This is a genomic window from Acetobacterium sp., assembly GCF_039830195.1.
In the GTDB taxonomy this organism is placed as follows: domain Bacteria; phylum Bacillota; class Clostridia; order Eubacteriales; family Eubacteriaceae; genus Acetobacterium.
The window spans coordinates 88,812-112,122 of sequence record NZ_JBDODG010000033.1; the positions used below are offsets into that span (position 1 = coordinate 88,812).

Sequence of the window (23,311 nt, forward strand, 5' to 3'; positions counted from 1 at the left end):
ATTGGAGTATCAACATGAATAAACACGGCGGATATCAGGGTGAAAACGAAAAGATGCTGGATTTCAGCGTCAATATTAACCCCTTGGGAATACCAGAGGGAATCCGGGAAAAGCTGATCGCCGGCATTGACGAATTGGTGAAATATCCGGAGATCACCGGTGTTTCGGCGATTGGGAAGATCGCCGACGATCTGGCAGTATTACCGGAAAATATCATTCTCGGCAATGGTGCCATTGAGCTGATCTATCTTTTTGCCCGCAGCATGGGACCGGGGAAGGCACTGATTGTGCAGCCGACCTTTAATGAATATGAACGGGCACTTAAGCTATACGGCTGGGATGTGGTCCACCATGTCTTAACCGAGGCGGATGATTTTACCATTAACCCGGAAACTTTAGCGACGGTCATAAAAAATGAAAAGCCCCAGGCGGTATTTTTATGCAACCCCAATAACCCCACCGGCCGGGTTTATGGAAGTGACTTTATCAGAGAGATGTTAGAGCATTCGGCTCCGGAAATCAGTTGGTTTCTGGATGAATCCTTCATGGATTTTTCTGACGAAAGCGGCAGCCTGTCATTGGTCAAAGAAGCAAAACAGACGGTTTTTATTTTAAAATCCCTGACGAAGTTCTATGCCTTACCAGGACTGCGAATTGGCTATGGGGTCGGGGCGGCCCCGATTATTGCAAAAATGGAAGGCTTTAAGGAGCCCTGGACCATCAATGCGCTGGGCCTGATTGCAGCCACTGGGGTTTATGATGAAAAAGATTATGCTGCGAATACCAAAACCTATATTCAGAAGGAACGGCAGCGGGTCTTTGAAGCCTTAAACCAAATTAAAAGCCTGAAGGTCTATCCCAGCGGCACCGATTTTCATCTTTGTCGATTGTTACAGGGAACCGTAGCCGAGCTGCAGATCGCCCTGGAAAAAGAAGGCATGTCCCTGCGCACCTGCGAAGATTTTATCGGTCTGGACCATTCATATTTTCGGATAGCCATCAAAAAAGAAACAGATAATACCAAGCTTTTGACTTTTCTTAAAAACTGGAGGAATGAGTAATGGGACAGTTAATATTTGTCACCGGCGGTGCCCGCAGCGGCAAGAGTACCTATGCCGAAAATTTAGCCCGGGAATCGGGCAGACCCGTGGCTTATATTGCCACAGCAATCGCCTTTGACGATGGCATGAAGGACCGCATTGCCAAGCATCAGGCGCAACGGCCGGATCATTGGGGAACGATTGAACAATATAAGGATTTTCAGACAATCGTAGGAAATCCCATTTTCGAACAAGCTGAGATCGTTCTTTTTGATTGCCTGACGGTGATGACCACCAATAATATGCTGGATTTTCCGGTAGATTATGACAACTGCGACATGGAAAAGGTGGGCGAAATCGAAAATGCCATTAAGAAGGAAGTGGAAAAACTGCTGGACGTCTGTCAGGATAAAACCCTGATTGTTGTTTCCAACGAGGTGGGCTTAGGTCTGGTGCCGGCCTACAAGCTGGGCAGTTATTTCCGGGATATCGCCGGGCGGATGAATCAGCTGGTGGCCGGCCGGGCGGATGAAGCTTATCTGCTGGTGGCGGGCTTACCGATGAAATTAAAATAAGTGACAGACAAGCCCATTTTTGGCGGCAATCATGATTGCTGCTGAAAAGGGCTTTTACTTTATCTGAAATAGCAGGGAGAAATTACGATGGATCAAAAAGTTTTGAAAGACGAGCTGTTGGCTTTGGCTGACGAAAAGTACCGGAAATTTTCCAGTCGTTTAACGCCGGGAACTGATAATATTTTAGGGGTGCGCCTGCCAGCGCTTAGGAAGATTGGCAAAAGAATTGCCAAAACAGACTGGCGGAGCTATCTGGAAACAGCCCGGGATGATAGCTTTGAGGAGACCTTGCTGCAGGGGATGGTCATCGGTTATGCCGATATGGAACTGGCCGAACGACTGGCACAGATCAAAGCCTATCTTCCCAAGATTGACAACTGGTCAATCTGCGACAGTTTCTGTACCGGCCTGAAATTCACAAAACAACATAAAGAAGAGGTATGGCTGTTTTTACAACCCTACCTCCAATCCAATGAAGTTTATGAGATCCGTTTTGGGGTAGTGATGTTTATAACCTATTTCCTCGAAGACTGTTATTTGGAGCCAATGTTTCGGAATTTCAACGCCATTGACTGCGACAACTACTATGTCAAGATGGCCGTGTCCTGGGCAATTACCAGCTGCTTTACGGTTTTCCCGGAAATGACGATGATCTATCTCAAAGCCAACGATCTCGATGACTTTACCTACAATAAGGCATTGCAGAAAATCACCGAATCGCGACAGGTAAATCCGGAGATGAAGGTGCGGATTCGCTGTATGAAACGAAAAAAGAAATAGTATTGAAGAGGGAATTCAAAGTGTGCAGACACGGCGCAACATCGTTGTATTTTTTCTAAATCAAATGAGGCAAGGGAAATTAGGAGAGCATCCTAACCGCCGGTAGCAGGCTTCATTTAACTAATAAGGGGGTATTTATTTGGATGACAGCATCAAACGGGAATTTGACAATAAGATCAATCGCCTGACAAAAAGCAAAGCATATCTGGATTATTGCGAAGAGGTGTATGGATATCGGATGTATCTTTTCAACATGATGGATAAGGAGCAGCTTGACTTCATTTTTAAATCAATACCGATATCTTCGGACGACACAGTTTTGGATCTGGGCTGTGGTTCGGGTAGTATTTTGAAGGGGCTGGTGAAAAAAAGTGGCTGCTCAGGCGTCGGTATCGACCAGCTCGACAGTGATGCAATTGAAATTGAAAGTGAAAACCCGCAATATCTATGCGGTGATATTGACGACATTGATGATTTTGACCTGCATCCGACTGTTACCTTATCCGTTGACAGCATTTATTTCAGCCGTGACCCGGAGGGGCTGATGCGGTCTTTGTGCGGCGTTAAAAACAATCGGATTTATTTGTTCTATTCACAATATCTGTTTGATGATCATGCGTTGGAAAAACGTATATTACAGGGCAATTTCACAAAAGTTGCCGATATTTTGAAGAAGCTCAAGGTTCCCTATGAAATGATTGATTACAGTAAAAATGAACGAATATTGTACGAAAAGTCACTGTGCGCTCTGGAAACGCGTGAAGATGCTTTCAAAAGCGAAGGGAATTTTGATCTGTACGAGGATAAGATTAAAGAGCAGAGAATGGGAAAAAATCTCTATGACACGGGCAACGCAAGCAGGCATTTGTATATTATCGGCTGACTGATGGGGCTCAGGATATTCCTGATCAGGCATCTTAGACCTGGTACCAGGTTCCTTAACGTATAAAAGCTTCATCCATCACTCTAACATGAGCTTTGGATGAAGCTTTTAAAATTTCAAATATAATTTCCGAAAATCTTTACAGCAGGTGAAGCAGTGGATCTACTCATACCGCAGCGCATCAATCGGATCCAGCTTAGCCGCCTTATTGGCCGGATAAAAGCCGAAGAAGACGCCGATGGCCATGGAGAAGCAAAGAGCAATGAGCATTGGGCCTATGGGCGGTGTTGACGGGAATTTCATCAGGGTACTGCCCATTATTCCCAGGACGGAGCCCAGTCCCACTCCGATCAGGCCACCGATCAGACAGATGATAATCGCCTCAATGATAAACTGACTGCGAATCGCCGAATTACGGGCCCCCAGGGCCTTGCGGATACCGATTTCCTTGGTTCGTTCGGTGACTGACACCAGCATAATGTTCATCACACCAATCCCGCCGACCAACAGCGAAATGCCGGCAATCACTGAGATTCCCAGGGATAAGGTGGCGAGCATACCGGTGGCCTCGCTGGCAATGGCTTCCAGACTTTCAGCTTGAATGGTAAAGTCCGATAATGAACCTAACCCCTTGATAAAATAATCCTTCGTGGTCTGAGCGAAAGCCGCTGAGTCGGTATTGGTGGTGGCCATGATGGTGAAATTTTCATAACCATTCTGATTGGTCGTATCCGGATTTAGTGATTTGGCGGTGGTGATGGGAATAAAGCATTCGACACGGGTATCGTCACCCATATAAAATAAGGGGTTGTCAATTACCATTTTTTCGTAGACGCCGATAACGGTGTAGGTCTCATTGGTGGACTTGGTATCGACCTGGATTTCCTTACCGATCACATCACCGTCGACGCCGACCAGATTGTTTCTCAGGGTGGTATCGATGATGATGACATTTCGGGTTCCATCCATATCGCGGTCGCTGATAAAGCGGCCCTGAACCAGATTGACATTGTTGACCAGACCATAATCAGGGCTGGCTCCGGTGATGCTGACATCCTTATGAATGAAGCCACTGTTAAGCTGACCCGACCCCATCCCGGTGGAAAAGCTGATGGCCTTGATCTGATCGGCATAGGTATTTCTAAAAGCATCAAGTTCTTCCTGGGTAATCAGATCTTCTTCCTGAAGGGTCGACTGGGTATCATAATTTTTGGGTGCCAGGGAAACCATAATATTTTTCCCGCCGATTTTATCCATGGTTTTGGTGACCGATCCGGTCATGGCCGAACCCAGGGTGGAGATGGCCATAACCGAAGCAATCCCGATGATAATGCCCAGCATTGTTAACAGGGCCCGCATCTTATTGGCCCGCAAGCCCTCCAGGGCCAGCCGGATATTTTCAAACAGATTCATAGCAGCCCTCCAATTGATAATGACCATTCATGCGGTTGTCGACAATCGAACCATCCCGAAGCCGGATGGTTCGTTCGGTTTCTTCAGCCAGTTCCGCATTATGGGTAATCAGAATAATGGTTTTGCCCTGTTCCTGATGAAGTCGGTGAAAGATATCCATAACCAGGCGGCCGGTATGCGTGTCCAGGGCACCGGTGGGTTCATCGGCCAGAATAATGGCCGGATCGTTGGCCATTGCGCGGGCAATCGCCACCCGCTGTTTTTGTCCGCCGGATAATTCATTGGGGCGGTGATGGGAACGACCGCTCATCTCCACTAACTGCAGTAATTCAGCGGCTCGTCGTGATCGTTCGCTGCGGGGCACCCCGCCGTAAAGCATCGGCAAGGCCACGTTTTTTAAAGCCGTTGAACGGGGAATCAGATTAAAGGTTTGGAAGACAAAGCCAATTTTTTTGTTCCGGATTTGTGATAAACCGTCATCCCGGACATTTTCCATTGGTAGATGATCGAGATAATAGTGGCCTTTAGTGGGGCGGTCCAGGGCCCCCAGGATATTCATCAAGGTGGATTTGCCGGAACCGGAAGCGCCGACAATCGATAAAAACTCGCCTTCATAAACGTCCAGATCAATCCCGTGGAGAATTTCCAGTTCGTTGGGGGTTCCCAAATAATAGGATTTGACGATCCCCCTCATTTCGATAATTTTATTTCGCATCATCTATACCCCGGTTTCCATCGAAACTGCCATTCCCGGCTGAACAGTCTGCGGTTGAGAAATAATGGCCATCCCATCACTGAGCTGATCACCGGCAATTTCAATCAGTGAATCGGTTTCCAGACCTGTGGTTACCGGAATTGATTCGACCGTGAAGGATCCCTGCTCGACGGGATTTTCTTTGGCCACATAAATGCAGGATTGACCGGAATCATCCATCACCAGCGCCTCAAAGGGAACACAGAACACATCAGCGCGTTCTTCGCTGACAATGCTTAAGCGGGTGGTCATCCCGATTTTTAATCCGGTAGAATCGGCGGGAAGGTCAATTTCAACTTCGAATTCGGCTTTAGTGGCGGTTGAAGCTGAATTGGCAGTTGCTTCGGTTTTAATGGCTGTTGGGGCAATTTTAGTCAGGTTGCCTGGAAATATCTTATCCCCGGTGGCATCGGATTTTACCAGTACCGGCATGTTTTCATGGATATGATTCAAATCAGCTTCTTTAACCTTACCCCGGACTTTAAGGTCGTTGGTATCCTCAATGGTAAAAAGCTCGCCATTGGCGGGGTTTCCTTTAACGGCATTCATGGCGGTGATGGTTCCGCTGGTGGTGGCCTTGACATAACTGTAGCTGTCATCGGCTTTATTATAGAGTTGACATAACCAATCGTCTTTAGCGACCCATTGACCAACCGAAACATAAATTTTTTCGATGTTATCATTGCTGGTATCGCTGATTTTAACTTTGCTATAGCTTTCAATCACACCGGTAGCCGAAATTGTGTTTTGTAGGGTTGATTTTGAAAGCGGGGCAGTTTTAACAGCAACCGCCGCGGCAGGCTGAGAATTGGCATAAACATAGGCACCCCCGCCAACCAATAGGGCTACCCCAATCACAACACATAAAATAATTCCTCTTTTTTTCATAACTTCTCCTTGTTACTCCTTGGTTTTAAATTTAAAAACGAGTTACTTGCTGTCTCAACTCGTATTATTGTATTAATTACTTAATACAATAATACGAGTTGAGATGATTGTCAAGCACTTTATTTAATTTTACTTAGTGTTTACAACAAAACGAGCAGCAGTTTCACAATCACTAATCCTCATTTGTTTATTAAGATGGTTTAAGTATAAGCTTTAATTATGAAGATCAGGTCGCTCAAATTCTTAAGACTTTTTGACAATAAAAAAAGACCCCGGATCGGAGCCTTAAAAAGTTTAGATAATTATTGATGAATCGGCAGAATCAGTTCAACCTTGAACAGCTGGTTCAGCTGATAGTAGTCGATGCGGCCCTGATGGCGGGTGATGATTTTTCGGCAGGAGTCCAGACTGGACCCCTCTGCGTCCATGATCTTTTTGCCAGCGGCATCGGGATTATTAATCGTTTTATTACGCAGAATAATACAGAGCTCGTTTTTATTAAGGATCAGGCCAAAATCGACGGGCTTGTCGGGGTCGGCATACTTAATAATATTGGAAGTCAGATAGTCAAAAATCCGTTGCAACTGTTCGAGGTCGACCCACAGGGAGAAATCACGTTCGATGCAATTTTCCTCAATAATTTCGTATCCGGCTTCTTTCAAAGTTTGGGTGGACGTATTCAGTAGTTGATGAATCAGTGGTTTTCCGTTATAGACTTTAAACTGGTAGTATCCTTTGCCGTTATCCGTAAAGGCATGTTCAAAAAGATCGTCAATAAAGCCGATGACCTGATATGCTTTTTTTAGGGAGATTTTCAAGTAAGCTTCTTTTTTGGAAAGATCATGCTCGTTGGGGTTTTGAATCCGTTCAAGATAGCCGATGATCCCGGATAAGGGAGCATGGATTTCATTGGAAACAGTAGTGATAATATGGTGATTTTCCATCTTGGCAAGGGATTCGGCCTTGTTTTTCGCTTCATATAAATCATGAATCAGATTCACGTTGTTGGCAATATCAGTGAGCTCGTTATTTCCCTGCAGCGGAATATAAGATTCAAAGTTTTCTGCGGCGACTTGCGCAGAGCCCTTTTGCAGAGTCTTGAGATAGCTTAATTTCTTGCGGATTAAACGGGAGATCATAATAAAAACCAATAAGTTGGGTATAATTGTGAAGAGGATACTTAAAAACGGGTTGTCACCCAAAAAGGGTAACAGAATGAGATTCAAGATAAGATTTAAGATAACCGCACCAACTAAGGTAAAACTTAGATATTTTATCAAGACCGAGACCAATTCCTCATCGGGTCGATTCTTGCGGTTTTTTATTCTGGGCTGGTCTGGTTTGTTGTTTTTCAATTTAATATTCCTTTCTTCGTGTTTTTATCATACAATTATTGTAAACTGTAATGCGATTATAATCAACAGGAGCTTTGATTTAAATTGATCATAAAAAAAACAGGTCGGGATGAGCATGCCGCCCTTTGTGAATCTCATTACTATTGAACTGGTGAAGTAATATAAAAGGTTTTGCAAGAAAATGGTTTAACTCCCAGTGGTTTTGGGATATAATAAGACTAGATTACTATGAGGAGAAATTGAATGAGTTTATATGATGCGTGGAAAAACTACATAGAAGAGAATTGCAGCACCCAGGAAGAGCAAAATGAATTTTGGGAAAAATACTGTGCCGATGAAAAAGTTCTGTATCAGAAGATTCTCGGTGAGAAAATCACAACCATTTCCGGTAAGGTCGAAGACCTGGTTAACGAAAGCAATATGGTTCCGCCCCAATACATGGGTTTTCTGGACGGCATCAGCGAAAGTCTGATGACACCCATAGATCTTGAAACCATTGAACTGGATTCTGAAATCAAGCTGGAAATCGATTTTGCCAAGCTTTATAAAAATATGCTGGCAGTTCCGGCGGAATGGCTTTATACCCTGGAAGAATGGGATAATTTTTTCACAGAGGACGAGCGGATTGAGCTGGAAAAAGATTATAAACGCTCAAAAACCGTGGTCAATGAAGTGAAAGTGGGCCGAAACGATCCATGTCCATGTGGATCCGGTAAAAAATATAAAAAGTGCTGCGGCCGTTAGTACATAAAAAAAGAGCGAAAGCTCTTTTTTTAGTGGTTGATTATTTCATGAATATAAAAAACAGTAATCATTGAGAGGGCGATATCCGGTGAAAATTTACTTAAAAAGGTTGACATGCGCTCAGGACTGAGATCACTCCGGATACTCAAAAATACGATATAAAAGGTAATAAAATTGTAGCGCAGAAAATTACTGTTCGATGGGGTTAAAAAGGTTCCAATGATTTTAGGATTATCCAATAGGGTGAGGTTTTCATCCAAAAGCCGATTCAGTTCTTTTAGAATGGCTTGAATGAAAAAATCAACGGGATAGTTTTCCAATCGGGACACGCCCATGCTTTTTCCGGCAATTTCCAGCATTGAAAGGCCAAGGGGCTGGTTTTTGAAAGGCGTTTTCTTCAACAGGTTCTCCAGCGCGCTTAAAATATCGCTCTGACTGGCATCGGTCGGTAGGTTGAGCAGTGCCAACATTTTTTGTAACTGTTTCAGATTTGATAACGGCAGACCCAAGGTGCTGTTAAACTTCCTGAAATAGGTATTGTTTTTGTTGATGTTCAGATAAAAATGGCGGCCCTCCAAAAGTCCAAATACCTTCATGGCATCCAGATAACCCAATTGAATATTCTGTTCGATTTGTCGGGAATCAAAATTCATGATCCCGCCAAGATATTCTGAATTATTAACCGTTATAATTTCAGCATTTTTATCCCGTACCCATTTTCGCATCCCGGGAGCCGGGAATTCTACGGAAATAATCTGCTTGAAATTCTGCTCGAGCATAAAATTGATTGGAACATTATCAAAAAAACCGCCGTCAAGGTAAGTTTTACCATCAATTTCCTGTTTCTGAAAAATGGGCAGGGCGGCACTGGCCAGTAAATAATCAATCAGCTGGCCTTCTGGAATATCTTCAATCATCAGCTGACGTGGTTTCAGGCTGGTGATATCAACGGTTACCAGTCCGAACCGAATGTTTGATTGCCGGATGGTTTCTTCAGAGATCAACTGGGTCAGATTGTGACGCAGCGGCGAAATATCCAAACCGTCGGAAAAAAGTGATGTTAAAAAACCATTTTTAAAAACATCAAAGTTTTCTTTTGACCACTCATCGACATAGGTGTTGGTCATTTTTTTATTCAAATCAAGAACCTGGTTAATGGTTAGTTTGGACCAGAACTCCATGGCTATTTCATAATCGTCCTGGGCAATCATTGCGGCGTTTAATGCCCCGACGGATGTTCCGATAACGGCTCCCAGGGAGTAATCACATTCTCGGAGAGCCTTCCATACACCCATTTCAAAGGCGCCTTTGGCACCGCCGCCACTGAGAACCAGGCCGTACTGTTGCTGCGACATTTAATGTTCACCTCGCTGTTATTAAGAAATGTTAGTTAAAGAATCGTATGAAACTGATTAATAGTACATTTCGCTCATCAGACCACCGAGCATTCCCATACCGCCTAATCCGATGCAGGTTATGCAGGCAAAGATCATCAGCACGGTAAAGGCCATTCCAATGATGGAACAAATCAGACCAGCCATGGCCATGCCGGTGGGCAGACCCTGAAGTTTTCGTTCCTTCATGGCAATCATCCCAAAAATAAGACCCACCGCACCGGTGAGCAAACCGCTGCCCATCAGGGTGATAAAGCTGACAATTGAGAAGATCCCCAGTGACAGGGCCAGGATTGATTTGGAATCGTACGTCTCGGCAATAACTCCTTCCGGATAACGCTCATCGTAGGCATCCCGATTGCGGATAATAAAGACAAAAATCGGGCCCAGGAAAGGGAAAATAATGCTGAGAACCAGATATAGCACCCGGTGATCCTGATCATAAATGCTGTAGAGCCAGAATTGGGCGGTGTAATAGTAAAAGCTCAACGCCAGTGACAACAGGATTGTCATAAAGGTACCCAGATAGGGAATGAAGCCAAGAATCATCATGACAATGGTTAAGGCCAGACCCATCAGGGGCAGAAAGAGCTTGGCGTAGGGAATATGCAAGGTGCTGATGGAAACATCATCATTGATCAGTTCGCCCATCAGATAGCGGCTGCCGAAGGGAATCCAGGCCAGCCAGGGGTTATCAATATTTCGGTTTTTTGCCATCGCGTAAAGGCCAAGGGCATTAAAAACATAGCAAATTACACCAATCACAAGACTAATGACTAAAATAATACCAAGAACTGACATAATAACTGGCATGATTGCCATAAAACTGTCAGGCTGGGAAGAAATATCTCCCAGATAATCATCATACATATGCATAATAAACCTCCTTAAAAATCTAATACCCTAATTATACCCTAAAGTCATTCAAATAACTAATTTTTCAAGTGTTTTTCATAGATCTGTTGGGGGATTTTCAGCATAAACAGGATCCCCAAACCAATGATCAGCAGGCTGATAAATTGAGAGGTGGAGAGAAATCCGATGGCCCCGCGGGGGTCGGCCCGGAAAAATTCATTGATAAAGCGGAAGAGACCAGAGGCGACTAAGTAGAAGCCGGTGGTAAAACCAGGAGTTTTATTTTTCCATAGCACCGTCACCAGCATCAGCGTGAGCGCAAAAAGAAAGGCCGATTCGGATAACTGGGCGGGAAACAGCCCGATTCCTGATGGCGGATAGGCACCAACCGGATAATGAACAGCGCCGGGACCCTCATAGGGGATCCCATAGCAGCAACCATTGAAAAAACAGCCAATCCGACCAAAGGCCTGGGCCAGGGCTAAGCAGGGCACCGCGATATCGAAAAATTGGATGGTGTCAAGGTGATAAATATGGGTGTAAAAATAGCCGCCCAGAATCCCACCGATCAGTCCGCCATAAAAAACAGCGCCGCCGGTGGCCAGGCGAATCAGAGCGGTTTCCGGGCTGGCGATCAGATTGGGCAAATCCACAATAATATATAGCAGTTTCGCACCAATGATCCCGCCGATAATGCCAAAGAGACCGAAAAACATCGCATCCATGGTGGTGATGCCATATTTCCTGGCGGCTGGAATAGCCAGGAGAAATCCGCATCCGGTTCCAATGATAAACATGATTCCAAAAGTCGGGATTGCGTAATCAAAAATATGAATAATGGGATACATAAGACTCCTTTTCTGAATGATAGTCAAAGTCCGGTTGTTCACGAAAATAAAATGATGTTTACCAGAAAGTTGACTGTTTTTTGACTTTAGATAAAAAAAATAGACGATGGGAGTCGTCTATTTCTGAAAATTGAAACTAACTGATATAAGCGGCAGTGCCTAATAATCCAACACAGGCCACACAGGCAATGAATGCCAGGGCGCATAAGCCCAGACCAATGATATTGAGAACTAAACCGGCAGTGGCCATACCGTTTGGTTTAAAGCCTTCCAACTCGCCGGCTTTACGGATTTGGATAGCAAAAATCAAACCGATAATGGCACAAACAATACCGATAAGGGTAAAATAACCCAAAAAGATGCAAACCAAGGATACGATTCCCAACACAAGGGAAGCAATGGCCTTATTGTTATACTGTTCCATATAAGCCTCCTAAAGTAAAATTATTTCTATCTTTAGAATACTCTTGTTGGGAAAAAATGTCAAGATTTATGAATCTCTTTTAACTTGTCCACCAGATCAAAAGCAACATGATTGATGGTTTGCGAACCGGCCACGAGAACCAGATCGTTCGGGCGTAAGTGGTCAGTCAGATGATTGACGATATCCGCAAAAGCCGAAATGGTAACCGTGGGGATGCCATATTTTGCTTCAATGGCTTTTTGCAGATCTTCGGAATAAATATTCCAGTCATTGCCTTCCCGATCCGAATAAATATCGTTAAGAATGACATAGTCAGCCTTGGCAAAAGCGTCCACAAAATCATCAAAGAAAAAGAAAGTTCGTGAATAGGTATGTGGTTGAAAAACAACCCAGAGTTTATTGTGCTCATAATTGAGACAGGCATCCACGACCACTTTTAATTCGGTGGGGTGATGGGCATAATCTTCATAGACATTAATCCCGTTGACTTCGCCCCGGAATTCGAATCGGCGTTTGGCGCCGCTGAATTTGGCCATCCCAGTGATGGAAGTTTCCACCGGGATACTGAGGAAGTCGCCGCAGATAATGGCTGAAAGGGCATTGAGAACATTATGCTGGCCGGGAATAATCAATTGATAACGGCCATAAAATTCTCCTTTTTTATAGACATCAAAACTGGGTTTGCCAACCTTGTCATAAACAATATTGGCGGGGTACCAGTCGTTGGTTTTTTTTAAACCATAGGTAGTCACCGGACAGGCTAAATCAGCCACGACATCGAGAACATCCTGGGAATCGCCATAGGCAATCATCAAGCCGTCGGCGGGCAGGATTTTGCCGAACTTAGTAAAGGATTCCTTGATCTGTTTGATACCATCTTTAAAATAATCCAGATGGTCTTCTTCAATATTAGTAATGATTCCGATGGAATGTGAAGTGGTCAGGAAACTGTCCACATATTCACAGGCTTCGACAACAAAGAACTCTTTGCCATCAATTACGGCATTGCCGCCGAATTCATCAAGCTTGCCACCGATGCTCAGGCTCGGCCGCAAATCGGCATGTTGGAGCAGACAGGCAACCATCGAGGAGGTTGTCGTTTTGCCATGGGTTCCGGCAACCGCAATGGTTTTATCGAAGATGTGGGAAAAAAGACCCAGAAAACTCGAACGTTCGATTTTGGGAAGATTCAAATCCGTAGCTTTAACCATATCCGGGTTATCGTCATGAATGGCAGCAGAATAAACAACACAATCCGTGTCGGCGGGGATGTTTTCGTAGTTGTGCCCGATATGGACCTTGATGCCCAGACATTCCAGTTTTTCAGTGTAGGATGAAGCAATCATATCAGAACCTTCAATGGAAAAACCTTGGGATAAAGCCATCGTAGCCAGGCCACTCATGCTGCTTCCGCCAATTCCAATGAAGAATAATTTATTGATGGGTCGGTTGAATTTGTTTTCTAGTTGTGCTTTCAAATAATTAGCTCCTTTAATTCGGTAATAAAATCTTAATTATTTCTTAATGATTCATCTGAAAGTGCTTATTTGTTGGTTAAGAATATGCATGAAATAATCAAAATACCATTCAAAATCGGGAAAAACACTTTAAACCGAATTATAACACAGGTGTTTCCGCTGAGTAAAGATTAAAAAAAACTTGCACTTTCATTGAAATATGAATAATATTATAGATATTGAGAATAATGTTCGGATTTTAATCGAATCCTTCATAGGTGGAAAATGAAAAAGAATGAAAGAATCAGTGTTATCACAAAAATATTGTCAGACCATCCCAACGAGGTTTTTAGCTATAATTATTTTACCGATTTACTGGAAGCTGGAAAATCAAGCGTCTGCGAAGATGTTGCCATTGTCAAAAATGCCATTGAACTGACCGGTACCGGTTATGTCGAAACCTATTCCGGGGCATCCGGGGGTGTGGTCTATCATCCCCAGGTTACCAGGGAAGAAGAATTGAGTATCCTCAAAGAAATTGCCGATCAGCTCAGGTCGCCAGCCCGAAAAATTCAGGGTGGTTTTGTTTATTACAGCGATATCCTCTCGAATCCCCGCTATTCTAAGAATATTGGTCGGATTATTGCTTCAAAATATGGTGAAATGGGGATTGATTATGTCGTCACCACCGAAACCAAGGGTATCCCTGCCGCTATGGAAACAGCCCACTATTTAAATGTGCCGATGGGCCTGATCCGACGTTCCAACCGGGTAACCGAGGGGGCAACCACCAGTGTCAATTATATTTCCGGGTCGTCGAATAAAATTAAGACCATGTACTTGAGTCGGCGGATTGATCTGAAAGATAAAAAAGTACTGGTCATCGATGATTTTATGAAAGGCGGCGGAACCGCCAAAGGTATGACCAATCTGATGGAAGAGGTAGGTGCTGAGGTGATGGGAATCTGTGTTATTTTTGTGACCCGATCCCCGGCAGAAAAACTGGTTGATAATTTTACCCCGCTGATCTGGATGGATGACGAAAACCTGGAAGCCGGCTTACAGGTTTCCCTGCATTCTGAAAGCTGAAAAATGAAATAAGCACGTTGTCTGAACACATAATTTACAGAATAAAACAGTACCTTTAATAACAGAAGTTCTTAGTTTTTTTTAACCCTTTTTGAAAATAATTAGAATGGAAAAAATTTAAGGTTTTTGTTTTAATATAGTTGAATTTGTGTTAGTATATACCTAGTATCAGACATGTGACTTTATTTCAAAGGGGAGGCTTACGAGATGGAAATAACAGACGTAAGAGTACGGAAAACGTATCCAGAGGGTAAAATGAGAGCGATTGTCTCAGTTACTTTTGATGATCAATTTGTTGTTCATGATATTAAGGTAATTGAGGGTCAAAGCGGATTTTTTATTGCGATGCCCAGCCGAAAAACGCCGGATGGCGAATTCAAGGATATTGCACATCCCATTAACATGGGTACCCGTCGTGACATGCAGGAGAGTGTCCTGCACGCTTACGAAAAGGCCATAGAAGAGGATAACCAAGTAACCAATGAAGAAGAAGCAACAGTTGAACTAGAAGTAGATTACGAAGAAGAATAAAAAACTAAAAAAGTTTAAAAAAAAAGGGGGAGCGCTTCCCTTTTTTTGTTGTTAATAATAATTAAAAGTTGCGGAGATGAAAATGAACCATTCAAAAACTATCATATTGGCCGCTGGAGAAGGGTCCCGGATGCGGTCCCAAAAACCCAAGGTGCTTCATCAGGTGTGCGGGGAGAATATTCTGGATTATGTGATTGAGGTTAGTAAAGCGGCAGGAATTTCGGAGATTGGAGTGATTGTGGGATTTCAGGCCGAACAGGTCAAAGAAAGCCTGTCACCACAGATCGCGACCTATTTCCAGCCCGAACAGCTGGGTACCGGCCATGCAGTCCTGCAGGCACTGCCCTTTTTTGAGGCACTCGAGGGAAACCTGATTGTACTGGTCGGCGATGCCCCGCTGATCCGTCCGGAAACCCTGACCGGGCTGATTGCAGCCCACGAAACCGGCGGTTATGCCGCAACGGTTTTAACGGCCGAATTTGATCAGCCCTCTGGTTATGGCCGGATGATTAAAAACAGTGCCGGTGAGCTGCTTAAAATTGCGGAAGAAAAGGATGCCACTGCGGCTGAAAAACAGGTCAAAGAAATCAATTCCGGGATGTACTGTTTTGATGCCCAGGCCCTTATTCTGGCGCTGGCGGAATTAAAAACAGATAATGTCCAGGGGGAGTACTATCTCACCGATGTTATCGAGATCCTGCGGAATATGGGAAAAACCACCGGTACCTATGTGACCCCGGATCCGGAAGACATCCAGGCCATCAATTCCCGGGTTCAGCTGGCTGAAGCAGAAGCGGTGATGCGTAAGCGCATCAACCATAAACTGATGGATGCCGGTGTGACCATCATCGATCCGGCCACGACCTATGTTGGCGCCCGGGTTCTGGTCGGTCAGGATACGGTTCTTTATCCCGGGGTCATTCTGGAAGGCGCGACCATGATTGGAAAAGATTGTGTCATTGGCGCAAATAGTCGGTTAGTTGACACAAAAATTGGGAATAAGGTTAATATACAGAGTTCGACTATTCTGGAGAGCAGCGTCGACGATTACACCAACGTCGGACCCTATGCTTATATTCGTCCGGGTAGCCAAATCGGCAAGCATTGCAAGGTTGGCGATTTTGTGGAAGTTAAGAATTCTACCATGGGTGACGGTGCCAAAGCCTCCCACCTGACCTATATCGGCGATGGTGACGTCGGCGAAAATGTCAATCTGGGTTGTGGTACGGTTTTTGTCAATTACGATGGCAAGAAAAAATACCGGACGATTGTGGAAAAAGATGCTTTTGTTGGGTGCAATACCAATCTGATTGCTCCGGTAACCGTTAAGGAAGGTGCCTACATCGCCGCCGGCTCGACCATCACTGACGACGTCCCTGAAGACAGTCTGGCGATTGCCAGGGCCCGACAGGTCAACAAGGTTGGTTATTTAAAAAAGTAACACATCACATCATTAACAAAAAATAGAAAATAGAGAAGATTAAGAAGAGGTATAAAACGTATGGATGGAAAGTATAGTGGAATTAAGATTATTGCTGGGAACTCAAATATTGCATTGGCACAGGAAATTGCCGAATATTTAGAAGTCCAGCTGTGTAACGCTGAGGTGGTCTCCTTTAGTGACGGGGAAATCGGCGTGAACGTCTTTGAATCGGTTCGTGGTGCAGACGTTTTTGTTATTCAGTCCACCGGAACCCCGGTGAATGAAAATTTAATGGAATTACTGATTCTCATCGATTCCATGAAACGTGCTTCGGCTGGACGAATTAATGCCGTTATCCCTTATTATGGCTATGCTAGACAGGATCGTAAGGCCAAATCGCGAGATCCCATCACCGCCAAACTGGTGGCTAATTTGTTAACCACCGCCGGTGCCGATCGGGTCATCACCATGGATCTTCACTCCAATCAGATTCAGGGTTTCTTTGATATTCCCCTGGATCACTTATCAGGTGGGGCTCTGATCACTGAATACTATCGCGACAAGAAACTGGAAAACATGGTTGTAGTTTCTCCGGATGTGGGCAGTGTCAAGCGTTCCAGAAAGCTAGCCAGAAACCTGAATTGTCCTTTTGCTATCATTGATAAAGAACGTCCCCGCCCCAATGAAACCGCCGTTATGAATGTTATTGGAGATGTCAAAGGGAAAAACTGTATCATGATCGACGATATGATTGATACCGCCGGCACCATTACCTCCGGTGCCAATGCCCTGATTGATCTTGGCGCCAATTCGGTGTTTGCGGCCTGTAGTCACGGGGTGTTTTCCGGTCCGGCGATCCAACGAATTCAGGATTCCGCTATTGAAGAACTGGTTACTCTGAATACCCTATGTATTCCCAAGGAAAAACAAATCGACAAAATAAAAATTCTTTCCACCGGAACGCTTTTCGGCCGGGCCATTGACTACGTTCATTTTGGTCGATCACTGAGTAAGCTTTTTGTAGGAAGATACGTATAGGATAGCCGATGCATCTGATTGTTGGATTGGGAAACATTGGCAAAGAATACGATGGAACCCGGCATAATATCGGCTTTGAAATCCTTGATTATCTCAGCGATAAAAAAGGAGTCACCATCACCAAGAAAGAACAACACGGCGTAACCGGCGTCTATCGTGAAGAGGGACAAAAAATTATGCTGGCCAAGCCGACCACCTATATGAATAACAGCGGACTGTGTGTGGCCGGGCTGATGAATTTTTATGATATCCCGCTGGAGAATCTGCTGGTAATTTATGATGACATCGACCTGGCCACCGGGGATGTGCGCATCCGCCAGCGGGGCAGCGCCGGAACCCACAACGGGATGCGTTCGATTATTCAGCATTTGGGAAATCCGGATTTTTCCCGCATCCGGATCGGCATCGGCCGACCCCGGCTGGGTTCGGAATTGGTTCACTATGTCCTGGGGCGTTTTCCCAAAAGCGAATTTCCGGCGATGGAAAATGCCGTGATGGAAGCCGCAAAAGGGGTGGACATTTTTGTCAAAGACGGCGTTGATCTGGCCATGAACCGGATTAATATCAGAAAAAAAGCGGAAGAGAAAAAGACCGCAGAAACAAACGAACAGCAAGATCAGAATAAATCATAATAAAAGACAGCAGTTAAGACGCGCGAAAAAGAATAAAAAACAGGGGCCCGGGTTTAAAACCCGGGCTATCCGTGTTTGAAAATGAAAGAAGAGATCATGGAATTACTTTATCAAAACCTTTTGAAGGTCGAATCGATCCAAACCATATTGAATAACCTGGCCCCGGGAGAAATCATCAATCTCTCCAATGTCAACAACAGTTTTAAAGAAGTGCTTACCGGGCTGATCTTCAGGCAGCAGAAGAGCCGGATTCTTTATGTCTCTGCAACCGATTATCAGGCCCAGAAAACGGCTCAAAATCTGCAGAAAATTCTCGGAGATCAGGTGCTTTACTGCCCGGCCGAACCGATTCATGACTATTTCGCCGACGTGCACAGCCAGGAAATCAATCACCAGCGCTTGGTCGTCTTTGAACAACTGTTGTCAAATCAGCCCTTTGTGGTGGTAATGGGAGCGGAAACCCTGTTAAAGAAACAAGTGCCCAGAGAAAAATTTCAGGGCTTTGGTTTTTCGCTGGCGGTGGAAGACAGTTGGGACCCGATTATCCTGACCAACCGGCTTTTTGAACTGGGTTATGAACCGGTCTCCCAGGTTGAGGCCCGGGGACAATTTGCCCATCGCGGTGGGATCATCGATGTTTTTTCAACCACCGGTCAGGAAGCTTATCGAATTGAATTTTTTGGCGATACCATTGAATCCCTACGAACCTTTGATCCCCAAACCCAACTGTCGACCGATTCGGTGGATCAGGTGATCATTCTGCCTGGTCGGGAAATTATTCTGGATCAAGACGAACGGGCCAAAGCGCTGAAACAAATCACTAAAAATTATGGCGAGATGCCAGGTTATCAGGCGCTGATTGAACGGATCAGCGAAGATCCGGGGGGCCATGATGAGACCCTGTTTGCCTTTATCAAGTCGGAAGGAATGCTCACGGATTATTTGGGAGATGCTCTGGTTATCTGGGATGAACCGCCCCGGATTAAAGAAGCCCAGGCTGTTTTTATCAATAAACTGCACAGTGATTTTCAGACCCTGATGGATGAACAGCTGATGTTTCCCGAAGAGAAAAACAAATTCTATTCATTTTCAAAAATTGAAAAAGCACTGGACAGTCAAACCCAGTTAAGACTCCACTTATTCACCTCCCGGGCTAAAAAAGGGCTCGCCCTTGATTTAGGGGTTAAGGAAAACGATTCTTTTTTAGGCCAGATCCCGCTATTTATTGAATTTGTTCAAAAGCAGCTGGAAAAAGACGCCATCATCCATTTGCGGGCCCGGGATGAAGCAGGACTGGAAAAACTCAAAAGCTTACTGACCGATGCCGATATTCACCGCTTTACCAATGAGCCGTTACCGGGGGTTCAGCTGGTTACTGGTGAAATCAGCGGCGGCTTTGAACTGGCCGGTGAGCAGCTTATTTGTATCAATCAAAGTGAAATCATCAAAGAATCCAGCCGGGGGAAAAAACGCCGTCGTCAAAAAGGACGAAAGATCGATTCCTTTACCCAATTGAACCAGGGCGATTTTGTGGTCCACGATACCCATGGTATTGGAGTCTACCGGGGCATTGAGCAATTGAAAATCGATGAGACCATTAAAGATTTGCTGGTCATCGAATATGCTAATGATGCCAAGTTCTATTGTCCGGTGGATCAGATGGATGCCATCCAGGTTTACGTGGGAACCGGCGAGAAAAAGCCGAAGATCAACCAGTTGGGAACCAATGACTGGAGTAAATCCAAATCCCGGGTCAAAGCCGCGGTTGAAGAAATGGCTGATGAACTGATTGCCCTTTATGCCAAACGCCAGAATCTAAAGGGTTATGCCTTTGGAGTAGATTCCAGTTGGCAGCAGGAGTTTGAGGACTCATTCCCTCATGAGGAAACCAACGATCAGCTCCAGGCCGTCGACGAGATTAAGGAAGACATGGAATCGACCCGGCCGATGGACCGGCTGCTCTGCGGCGATGTCGGGTATGGCAAAACCGAGGTCGCCCTGCGGGCTATCTTTAAAGCGGTGATGGAGGGCAAACAGGTGGCTTTTCTGGTACCGACCACTATTTTAGCCCAACAGCATTATCAGACCGCCCTGGACCGGTTCAAAAAATATCCGGTCAGCATTGGTCTGCTCAGCCGGTTCCGGTCTAAAACCGACCAGGATAAAACCTTAAAGGAACTGGCTGCCGGCCAGGTGGATCTGATCATCGGTACCCATCGGCTGTTGTCAAAAGATGTCATCTTCAAAGATCTGGGGTTACTGGTAGTGGATGAGGAACAACGATTTGGGGTGGGACACAAGGAACGGATCAAACAGCTTAAAGAAAATGTCGATGTGCTAACCCTCAGCGCTACCCCGATTCCCCGAACCCTGCACATGTCGATGATCGGGGTTCGCGATATGAGCGTTATCGACGAGCCGCCAGCCGGCCGCCGGCCGGTGCTGACTTACGTTATGGAATATAATGAAGCCATTGTCAAAGATGCCATTCAGCGGGAACTGGCCAGACAGGGGCAGGTTTATTTTGTTCACAACCGGATCCACGATATCTTTGAAGTATCCCGAAAAATTCAGAAGCTGGTTCCCGAAGCACGGATTGTGGTGGCCCATGGCCGGATGACCGGTCAGGAGCTGGAAGACATCATGGTCGATTTTCTAGAGCGGGAGTATGATATCCTGGTGACCACCACCATCATTGAATCAGGTCTGGATATCAAAAATGCCAATACCCTGATCATTGACAATGGCGATTATATGGGTCTGTCGCAATTGTATCAGCTCCGGGGACGGGTGGGGCGGTCGGATGTTCAAGGCTACACCTATGTGACCCATCGGCCCAAGGTGCTCTCGGAAATTTCCCAGAAACGCTTAAAGGCCATCAAAGACTTTACCGCCTTCGGTTCGGGTTTTAAAATTGCCCTCCGGGATCTCGAAATCAGAGGGGCCGGAAATATTCTGGGAGCGGCCCAGTCGGGTAATCTGGCCACCATCGGTTACGAACTTTATTGTCGAATTCTGGATCAGGCCATCCATGAACGGCTCGGTAAAGAAATGGATTTCACGGCCAGTGAGCTGATGATCAATCTCAATGTCAGCAGTTATATTCCCGAGAATTATATTTCGGATGAAGAACTTAAATACGATATTTATAAAAAGCTGTCCTACGTTAAATCAAGAGATGATTACGACGAGCTGGAGGATGAGTTGTTGGATCGCTTTGGGGAAATCCCCGATGGAGTCTATAATCTGATGGCTTTGGCGATGATCAAACACCTGGGCCGATCATTGGCAATGACTGAAATCCGGGAACGGGGAAACAGTGTTTTATTCACCTTTGACAATACCAGAGAAATCCCCATTCCCAATCCTGAACTGATGAAGGAACTATTTAACATCTACAATATTAAGTTCAATGCCGGAAAAGGGGATCAGATCCGCTGGCGGATTGTTTTAAAACATGACCAGGATCAGGCTTACCTGAAAGCCTTAGGTGAATTTCTGGGGCGTTTGGTTTCGTCAAAGAATTAAGGTAAAGTCCAGTTGTCGTATGTTAAACTAGGCAAGGTTTTAATTTATATGATATTAATAAAGAAGAGGAGAACAACAAAAATGAAGAAATCTCGTATTCTGGCTTTGATGCTGACAAGCGTTATCTGTGTCAGTCTTTTTGCCGGAGGTTGCAGTTTGGTTAAGGTAAATCCTGAACAGGATAAGAAGGTGGAAATCGCAGTCATTGATGGAACCCCTTTGTTAAAAGAGAATTTCAATAATTATATGGCATATTATCAGATGTATTTTGATGCCAGCGGTATGACATTCCCCACCGATAAAGAGCTGATAGAGCTGAAAAAAGATATCCTGGATGATCTGGTTCGGGTTGAAACGCTCACCGCGAAAGCGAAAAAAGATGGGGTTACGGTCGATGAAACGGGGATTGCCGCCAATGCGACCAGTATGCTGGAATCATTGAAAACAACCCTGGGCGAAGAAAAATATGCAGCGGTTTTAGAAACTTATAATACTGACTCGGCATCTTTTGAGGCATTTTTAAATAAATTCCTGTTAGATTATAGCTATGCCAACACCATGGAAACAAATTATAACAACACCTTAAAAGCAGATCCCAGCAAAGAATTAGATACTGTTGTGGGAACTGTTGGCAAAGATGAGGTTAAAAAAGATGTTTACAATTATCGTCTGGCTAATGAAGAATTGCTGACCTATTACCAAACTCAACAGGCTTTGGGAACTGATGATGAAACCATGAAAACCACCAATGAAACCATCTTTAATACCATCGCCGAACAAAAAGCCCTGGCCCAATATGCCGAAGAAAAGAAATTGACAACAGATCAAACAAATATCGACACCTATGTGACCACCCAGGAAGCATTTATCAATTATCTGCTGCCTGGCGATGAAGCATTACAACAGTTTTTAGATACTAAATTTTTAACCATTGCCCAATTTAAAGAATTCATGAAACAGGATGCCACCGCCTCTGCTGTTTCCAAAGCCGTTCAGGCTGATTTGGAAAGTACGATAAAAGTCACTGATGGCGAGATTAAGAAATACTACGATGAAAACAAAGCGTCTTACGACACCAGCACCGTTTCGGCCAAACATATTTTAGCCACCGAACAAGCCTTGGCCGATCAGGTTTACGCCGAAGCCAAGAATGCTAAAACAGTCGCAGAATTTGATGCGATAATGGCAAAATACCAGACTACCGACGGTATTCAGGAAGCCGCCGATCTGGGGGCCTTCACAAAGTCAACCATGGTTACTGAATTTTCCGATGCCGCCTTCGGGATGGATGTGAATACCATCAGCGAGCCAGTTAAAACCGACTACGGTTACCATGTTATCTATGTTTATGATAAAAAAACCGGTGAAACACCAAGTTTGGAAGATAAAAAAGAAGAAATTACCGAAACCTTAAAAAGTGAAAAAGTCACCGAAGAATTTGACAAGCTCAAAACCAAGCTGATGAACAAATTCAAAGTTAAAATCAACGACATCGTCACTCCGGCGGCAGCTTATCTGGAAGAACTAAAAACCGAGTTGAATGTTAAAGTTTACGAAAATAAAATCTAAATTCAATTTAAACATCACCGCAAAAAGCACTGAGTTTCAGTGCTTTTTGGTTGTGTATGAATAGTTGATGGGATATAATAAAAAACAATCT

The 23,311-nt window shown here is 44.7% G+C and carries 21 protein-coding genes; 12 read left to right on the forward strand and 9 right to left on the reverse strand.

Going from position 1 to position 23,311, the window contains the following annotated elements; genetic code table 11:
• The first annotated feature begins 14 nt into the window (after positions 1–14).
• The 4 genes from ABGU93_RS10005 to ABGU93_RS10020 all read left to right on the forward strand — a co-directional run bounded on the left by ABGU93_RS10005 (position 15) and on the right by ABGU93_RS10020 (position 3,278).
• On the forward strand, positions 15–1,061 hold the full coding sequence (locus tag ABGU93_RS10005) for a threonine-phosphate decarboxylase (RefSeq protein WP_347413319.1): 1,047 nt from the start codon (positions 15–17) through the stop codon (positions 1,059–1,061).
• The gene (gene cobU / locus ABGU93_RS10010; protein ID WP_347413320.1) at positions 1,061–1,615 is read left to right on the forward strand and encodes a bifunctional adenosylcobinamide kinase/adenosylcobinamide-phosphate guanylyltransferase; all 555 of its coding nucleotides are present in this window, start codon (positions 1,061–1,063) and stop codon (positions 1,613–1,615) included. The genes ABGU93_RS10005 and cobU overlap by 1 nt, the downstream gene beginning before the upstream one ends.
• A gap of 87 nt (positions 1,616–1,702) precedes the next feature.
• Entirely contained in the window at positions 1,703–2,395 is a 693-nt protein-coding gene (locus ABGU93_RS10015; protein ID WP_347413321.1) for a DNA alkylation repair protein, read from the forward strand.
• A gap of 139 nt (positions 2,396–2,534) precedes the next feature.
• Positions 2,535–3,278: a methyltransferase domain-containing protein gene (locus ABGU93_RS10020; RefSeq protein WP_347413322.1), complete on the forward strand. Its 744-nt coding sequence runs from the start codon at positions 2,535–2,537 to the stop codon at positions 3,276–3,278.
• A gap of 162 nt (positions 3,279–3,440) precedes the next feature.
• On the opposite strand, the gene ABGU93_RS10025 is transcribed toward ABGU93_RS10020, so the two are convergent.
• The 4 genes from ABGU93_RS10025 to ABGU93_RS10040 form a co-directional block, all read right to left on the reverse strand.
• On the reverse strand, positions 3,441–4,691 hold the full coding sequence (locus tag ABGU93_RS10025) for an ABC transporter permease (protein ID WP_347413323.1): 1,251 nt from the start codon (positions 4,689–4,691) through the stop codon (positions 3,441–3,443).
• Entirely contained in the window at positions 4,678–5,406 is a 729-nt protein-coding gene (locus ABGU93_RS10030; RefSeq protein ID WP_347413372.1) for an ABC transporter ATP-binding protein, read from the reverse strand. The genes ABGU93_RS10025 and ABGU93_RS10030 overlap by 14 nt, the downstream gene beginning before the upstream one ends.
• 3 nt (positions 5,407–5,409) lie before the next feature.
• A complete protein-coding gene (locus ABGU93_RS10035; protein WP_347413324.1) occupies positions 5,410–6,333 on the reverse strand; it encodes an HlyD family efflux transporter periplasmic adaptor subunit in 924 nt (307 codons plus the stop codon).
• A 302-nt stretch (positions 6,334–6,635) separates the two neighbouring features.
• Positions 6,636–7,472: a hypothetical protein gene (locus ABGU93_RS10040; RefSeq protein WP_347413325.1), complete on the reverse strand. Its 837-nt coding sequence runs from the start codon at positions 7,470–7,472 to the stop codon at positions 6,636–6,638.
• 459 nt (positions 7,473–7,931) lie between these two features.
• Between ABGU93_RS10040 and ABGU93_RS10045 the strand changes: the two genes are divergently transcribed.
• A complete protein-coding gene (locus ABGU93_RS10045) occupies positions 7,932–8,432 on the forward strand; it encodes an SEC-C metal-binding domain-containing protein (RefSeq protein ID WP_347413326.1) in 501 nt (166 codons plus the stop codon).
• Between the two features lie 29 nt (positions 8,433–8,461).
• Here ABGU93_RS10045 and ABGU93_RS10050 read toward each other — a convergent pair whose 3' ends face one another.
• The 5 genes from ABGU93_RS10050 to murC form a co-directional block, all read right to left on the reverse strand.
• Entirely contained in the window at positions 8,462–9,787 is a 1,326-nt protein-coding gene (locus tag ABGU93_RS10050; RefSeq protein WP_347413327.1) for a patatin-like phospholipase family protein, read from the reverse strand.
• Positions 9,788–9,844: 57 nt separating this feature from the next.
• Positions 9,845–10,702: a DUF4190 domain-containing protein gene (locus ABGU93_RS10055; RefSeq protein ID WP_347413328.1), complete on the reverse strand. Its 858-nt coding sequence runs from the start codon at positions 10,700–10,702 to the stop codon at positions 9,845–9,847.
• Between the two features lie 56 nt (positions 10,703–10,758).
• Positions 10,759–11,529: a prolipoprotein diacylglyceryl transferase family protein gene (locus ABGU93_RS10060; protein ID WP_347413329.1), complete on the reverse strand. Its 771-nt coding sequence runs from the start codon at positions 11,527–11,529 to the stop codon at positions 10,759–10,761.
• A gap of 136 nt (positions 11,530–11,665) precedes the next feature.
• A complete protein-coding gene (locus ABGU93_RS10065; protein WP_347413330.1) occupies positions 11,666–11,953 on the reverse strand; it encodes a hypothetical protein in 288 nt (95 codons plus the stop codon).
• 59 nt (positions 11,954–12,012) lie between these two features.
• Complete coding sequence (gene murC / locus ABGU93_RS10070) at positions 12,013–13,431, reverse strand: UDP-N-acetylmuramate--L-alanine ligase (protein WP_347413331.1); 1,419 nt, start codon at positions 13,429–13,431, stop codon at positions 12,013–12,015.
• Positions 13,432–13,695: 264 nt separating this feature from the next.
• Between murC and purR the strand changes: the two genes are divergently transcribed.
• The 7 genes from purR (at position 13,696) to ABGU93_RS10105 (ending at position 23,220) form a co-directional block, all read left to right on the forward strand.
• A complete protein-coding gene (gene purR / locus ABGU93_RS10075) occupies positions 13,696–14,499 on the forward strand; it encodes a pur operon repressor (RefSeq protein WP_347413332.1) in 804 nt (267 codons plus the stop codon).
• Positions 14,500–14,706: 207 nt separating this feature from the next.
• The gene (spoVG, locus tag ABGU93_RS10080; RefSeq protein ID WP_347413333.1) at positions 14,707–15,030 is read left to right on the forward strand and encodes a septation regulator SpoVG; all 324 of its coding nucleotides are present in this window, start codon (positions 14,707–14,709) and stop codon (positions 15,028–15,030) included.
• 82 nt (positions 15,031–15,112) lie between these two features.
• Positions 15,113–16,471 (forward strand): bifunctional UDP-N-acetylglucosamine diphosphorylase/glucosamine-1-phosphate N-acetyltransferase GlmU, encoded by a 1,359-nt coding sequence (gene glmU, locus ABGU93_RS10085; RefSeq protein ID WP_347413334.1) that lies wholly within the window; start codon positions 15,113–15,115, stop codon positions 16,469–16,471.
• A 60-nt stretch (positions 16,472–16,531) separates the two neighbouring features.
• The gene (locus ABGU93_RS10090) at positions 16,532–17,491 is read left to right on the forward strand and encodes a ribose-phosphate pyrophosphokinase (RefSeq protein ID WP_347413335.1); all 960 of its coding nucleotides are present in this window, start codon (positions 16,532–16,534) and stop codon (positions 17,489–17,491) included.
• Positions 17,492–17,499: 8 nt separating this feature from the next.
• Positions 17,500–18,123, forward strand: a complete 624-nt coding sequence (gene pth / locus ABGU93_RS10095; protein ID WP_347413336.1) for an aminoacyl-tRNA hydrolase — start codon at positions 17,500–17,502, stop codon at positions 18,121–18,123.
• 81 nt (positions 18,124–18,204) lie between these two features.
• On the forward strand, positions 18,205–21,651 hold the full coding sequence (mfd, locus tag ABGU93_RS10100; RefSeq protein WP_347413337.1) for a transcription-repair coupling factor: 3,447 nt from the start codon (positions 18,205–18,207) through the stop codon (positions 21,649–21,651).
• Between the two features lie 81 nt (positions 21,652–21,732).
• Positions 21,733–23,220 carry a peptidyl-prolyl cis-trans isomerase gene (locus tag ABGU93_RS10105; RefSeq protein ID WP_347413338.1) on the forward strand — a complete coding sequence of 496 codons (1,488 nt, stop codon included), beginning with the start codon at positions 21,733–21,735 and terminating at the stop codon, positions 23,218–23,220.
• Positions 23,221–23,311 lie beyond the last annotated feature (91 nt).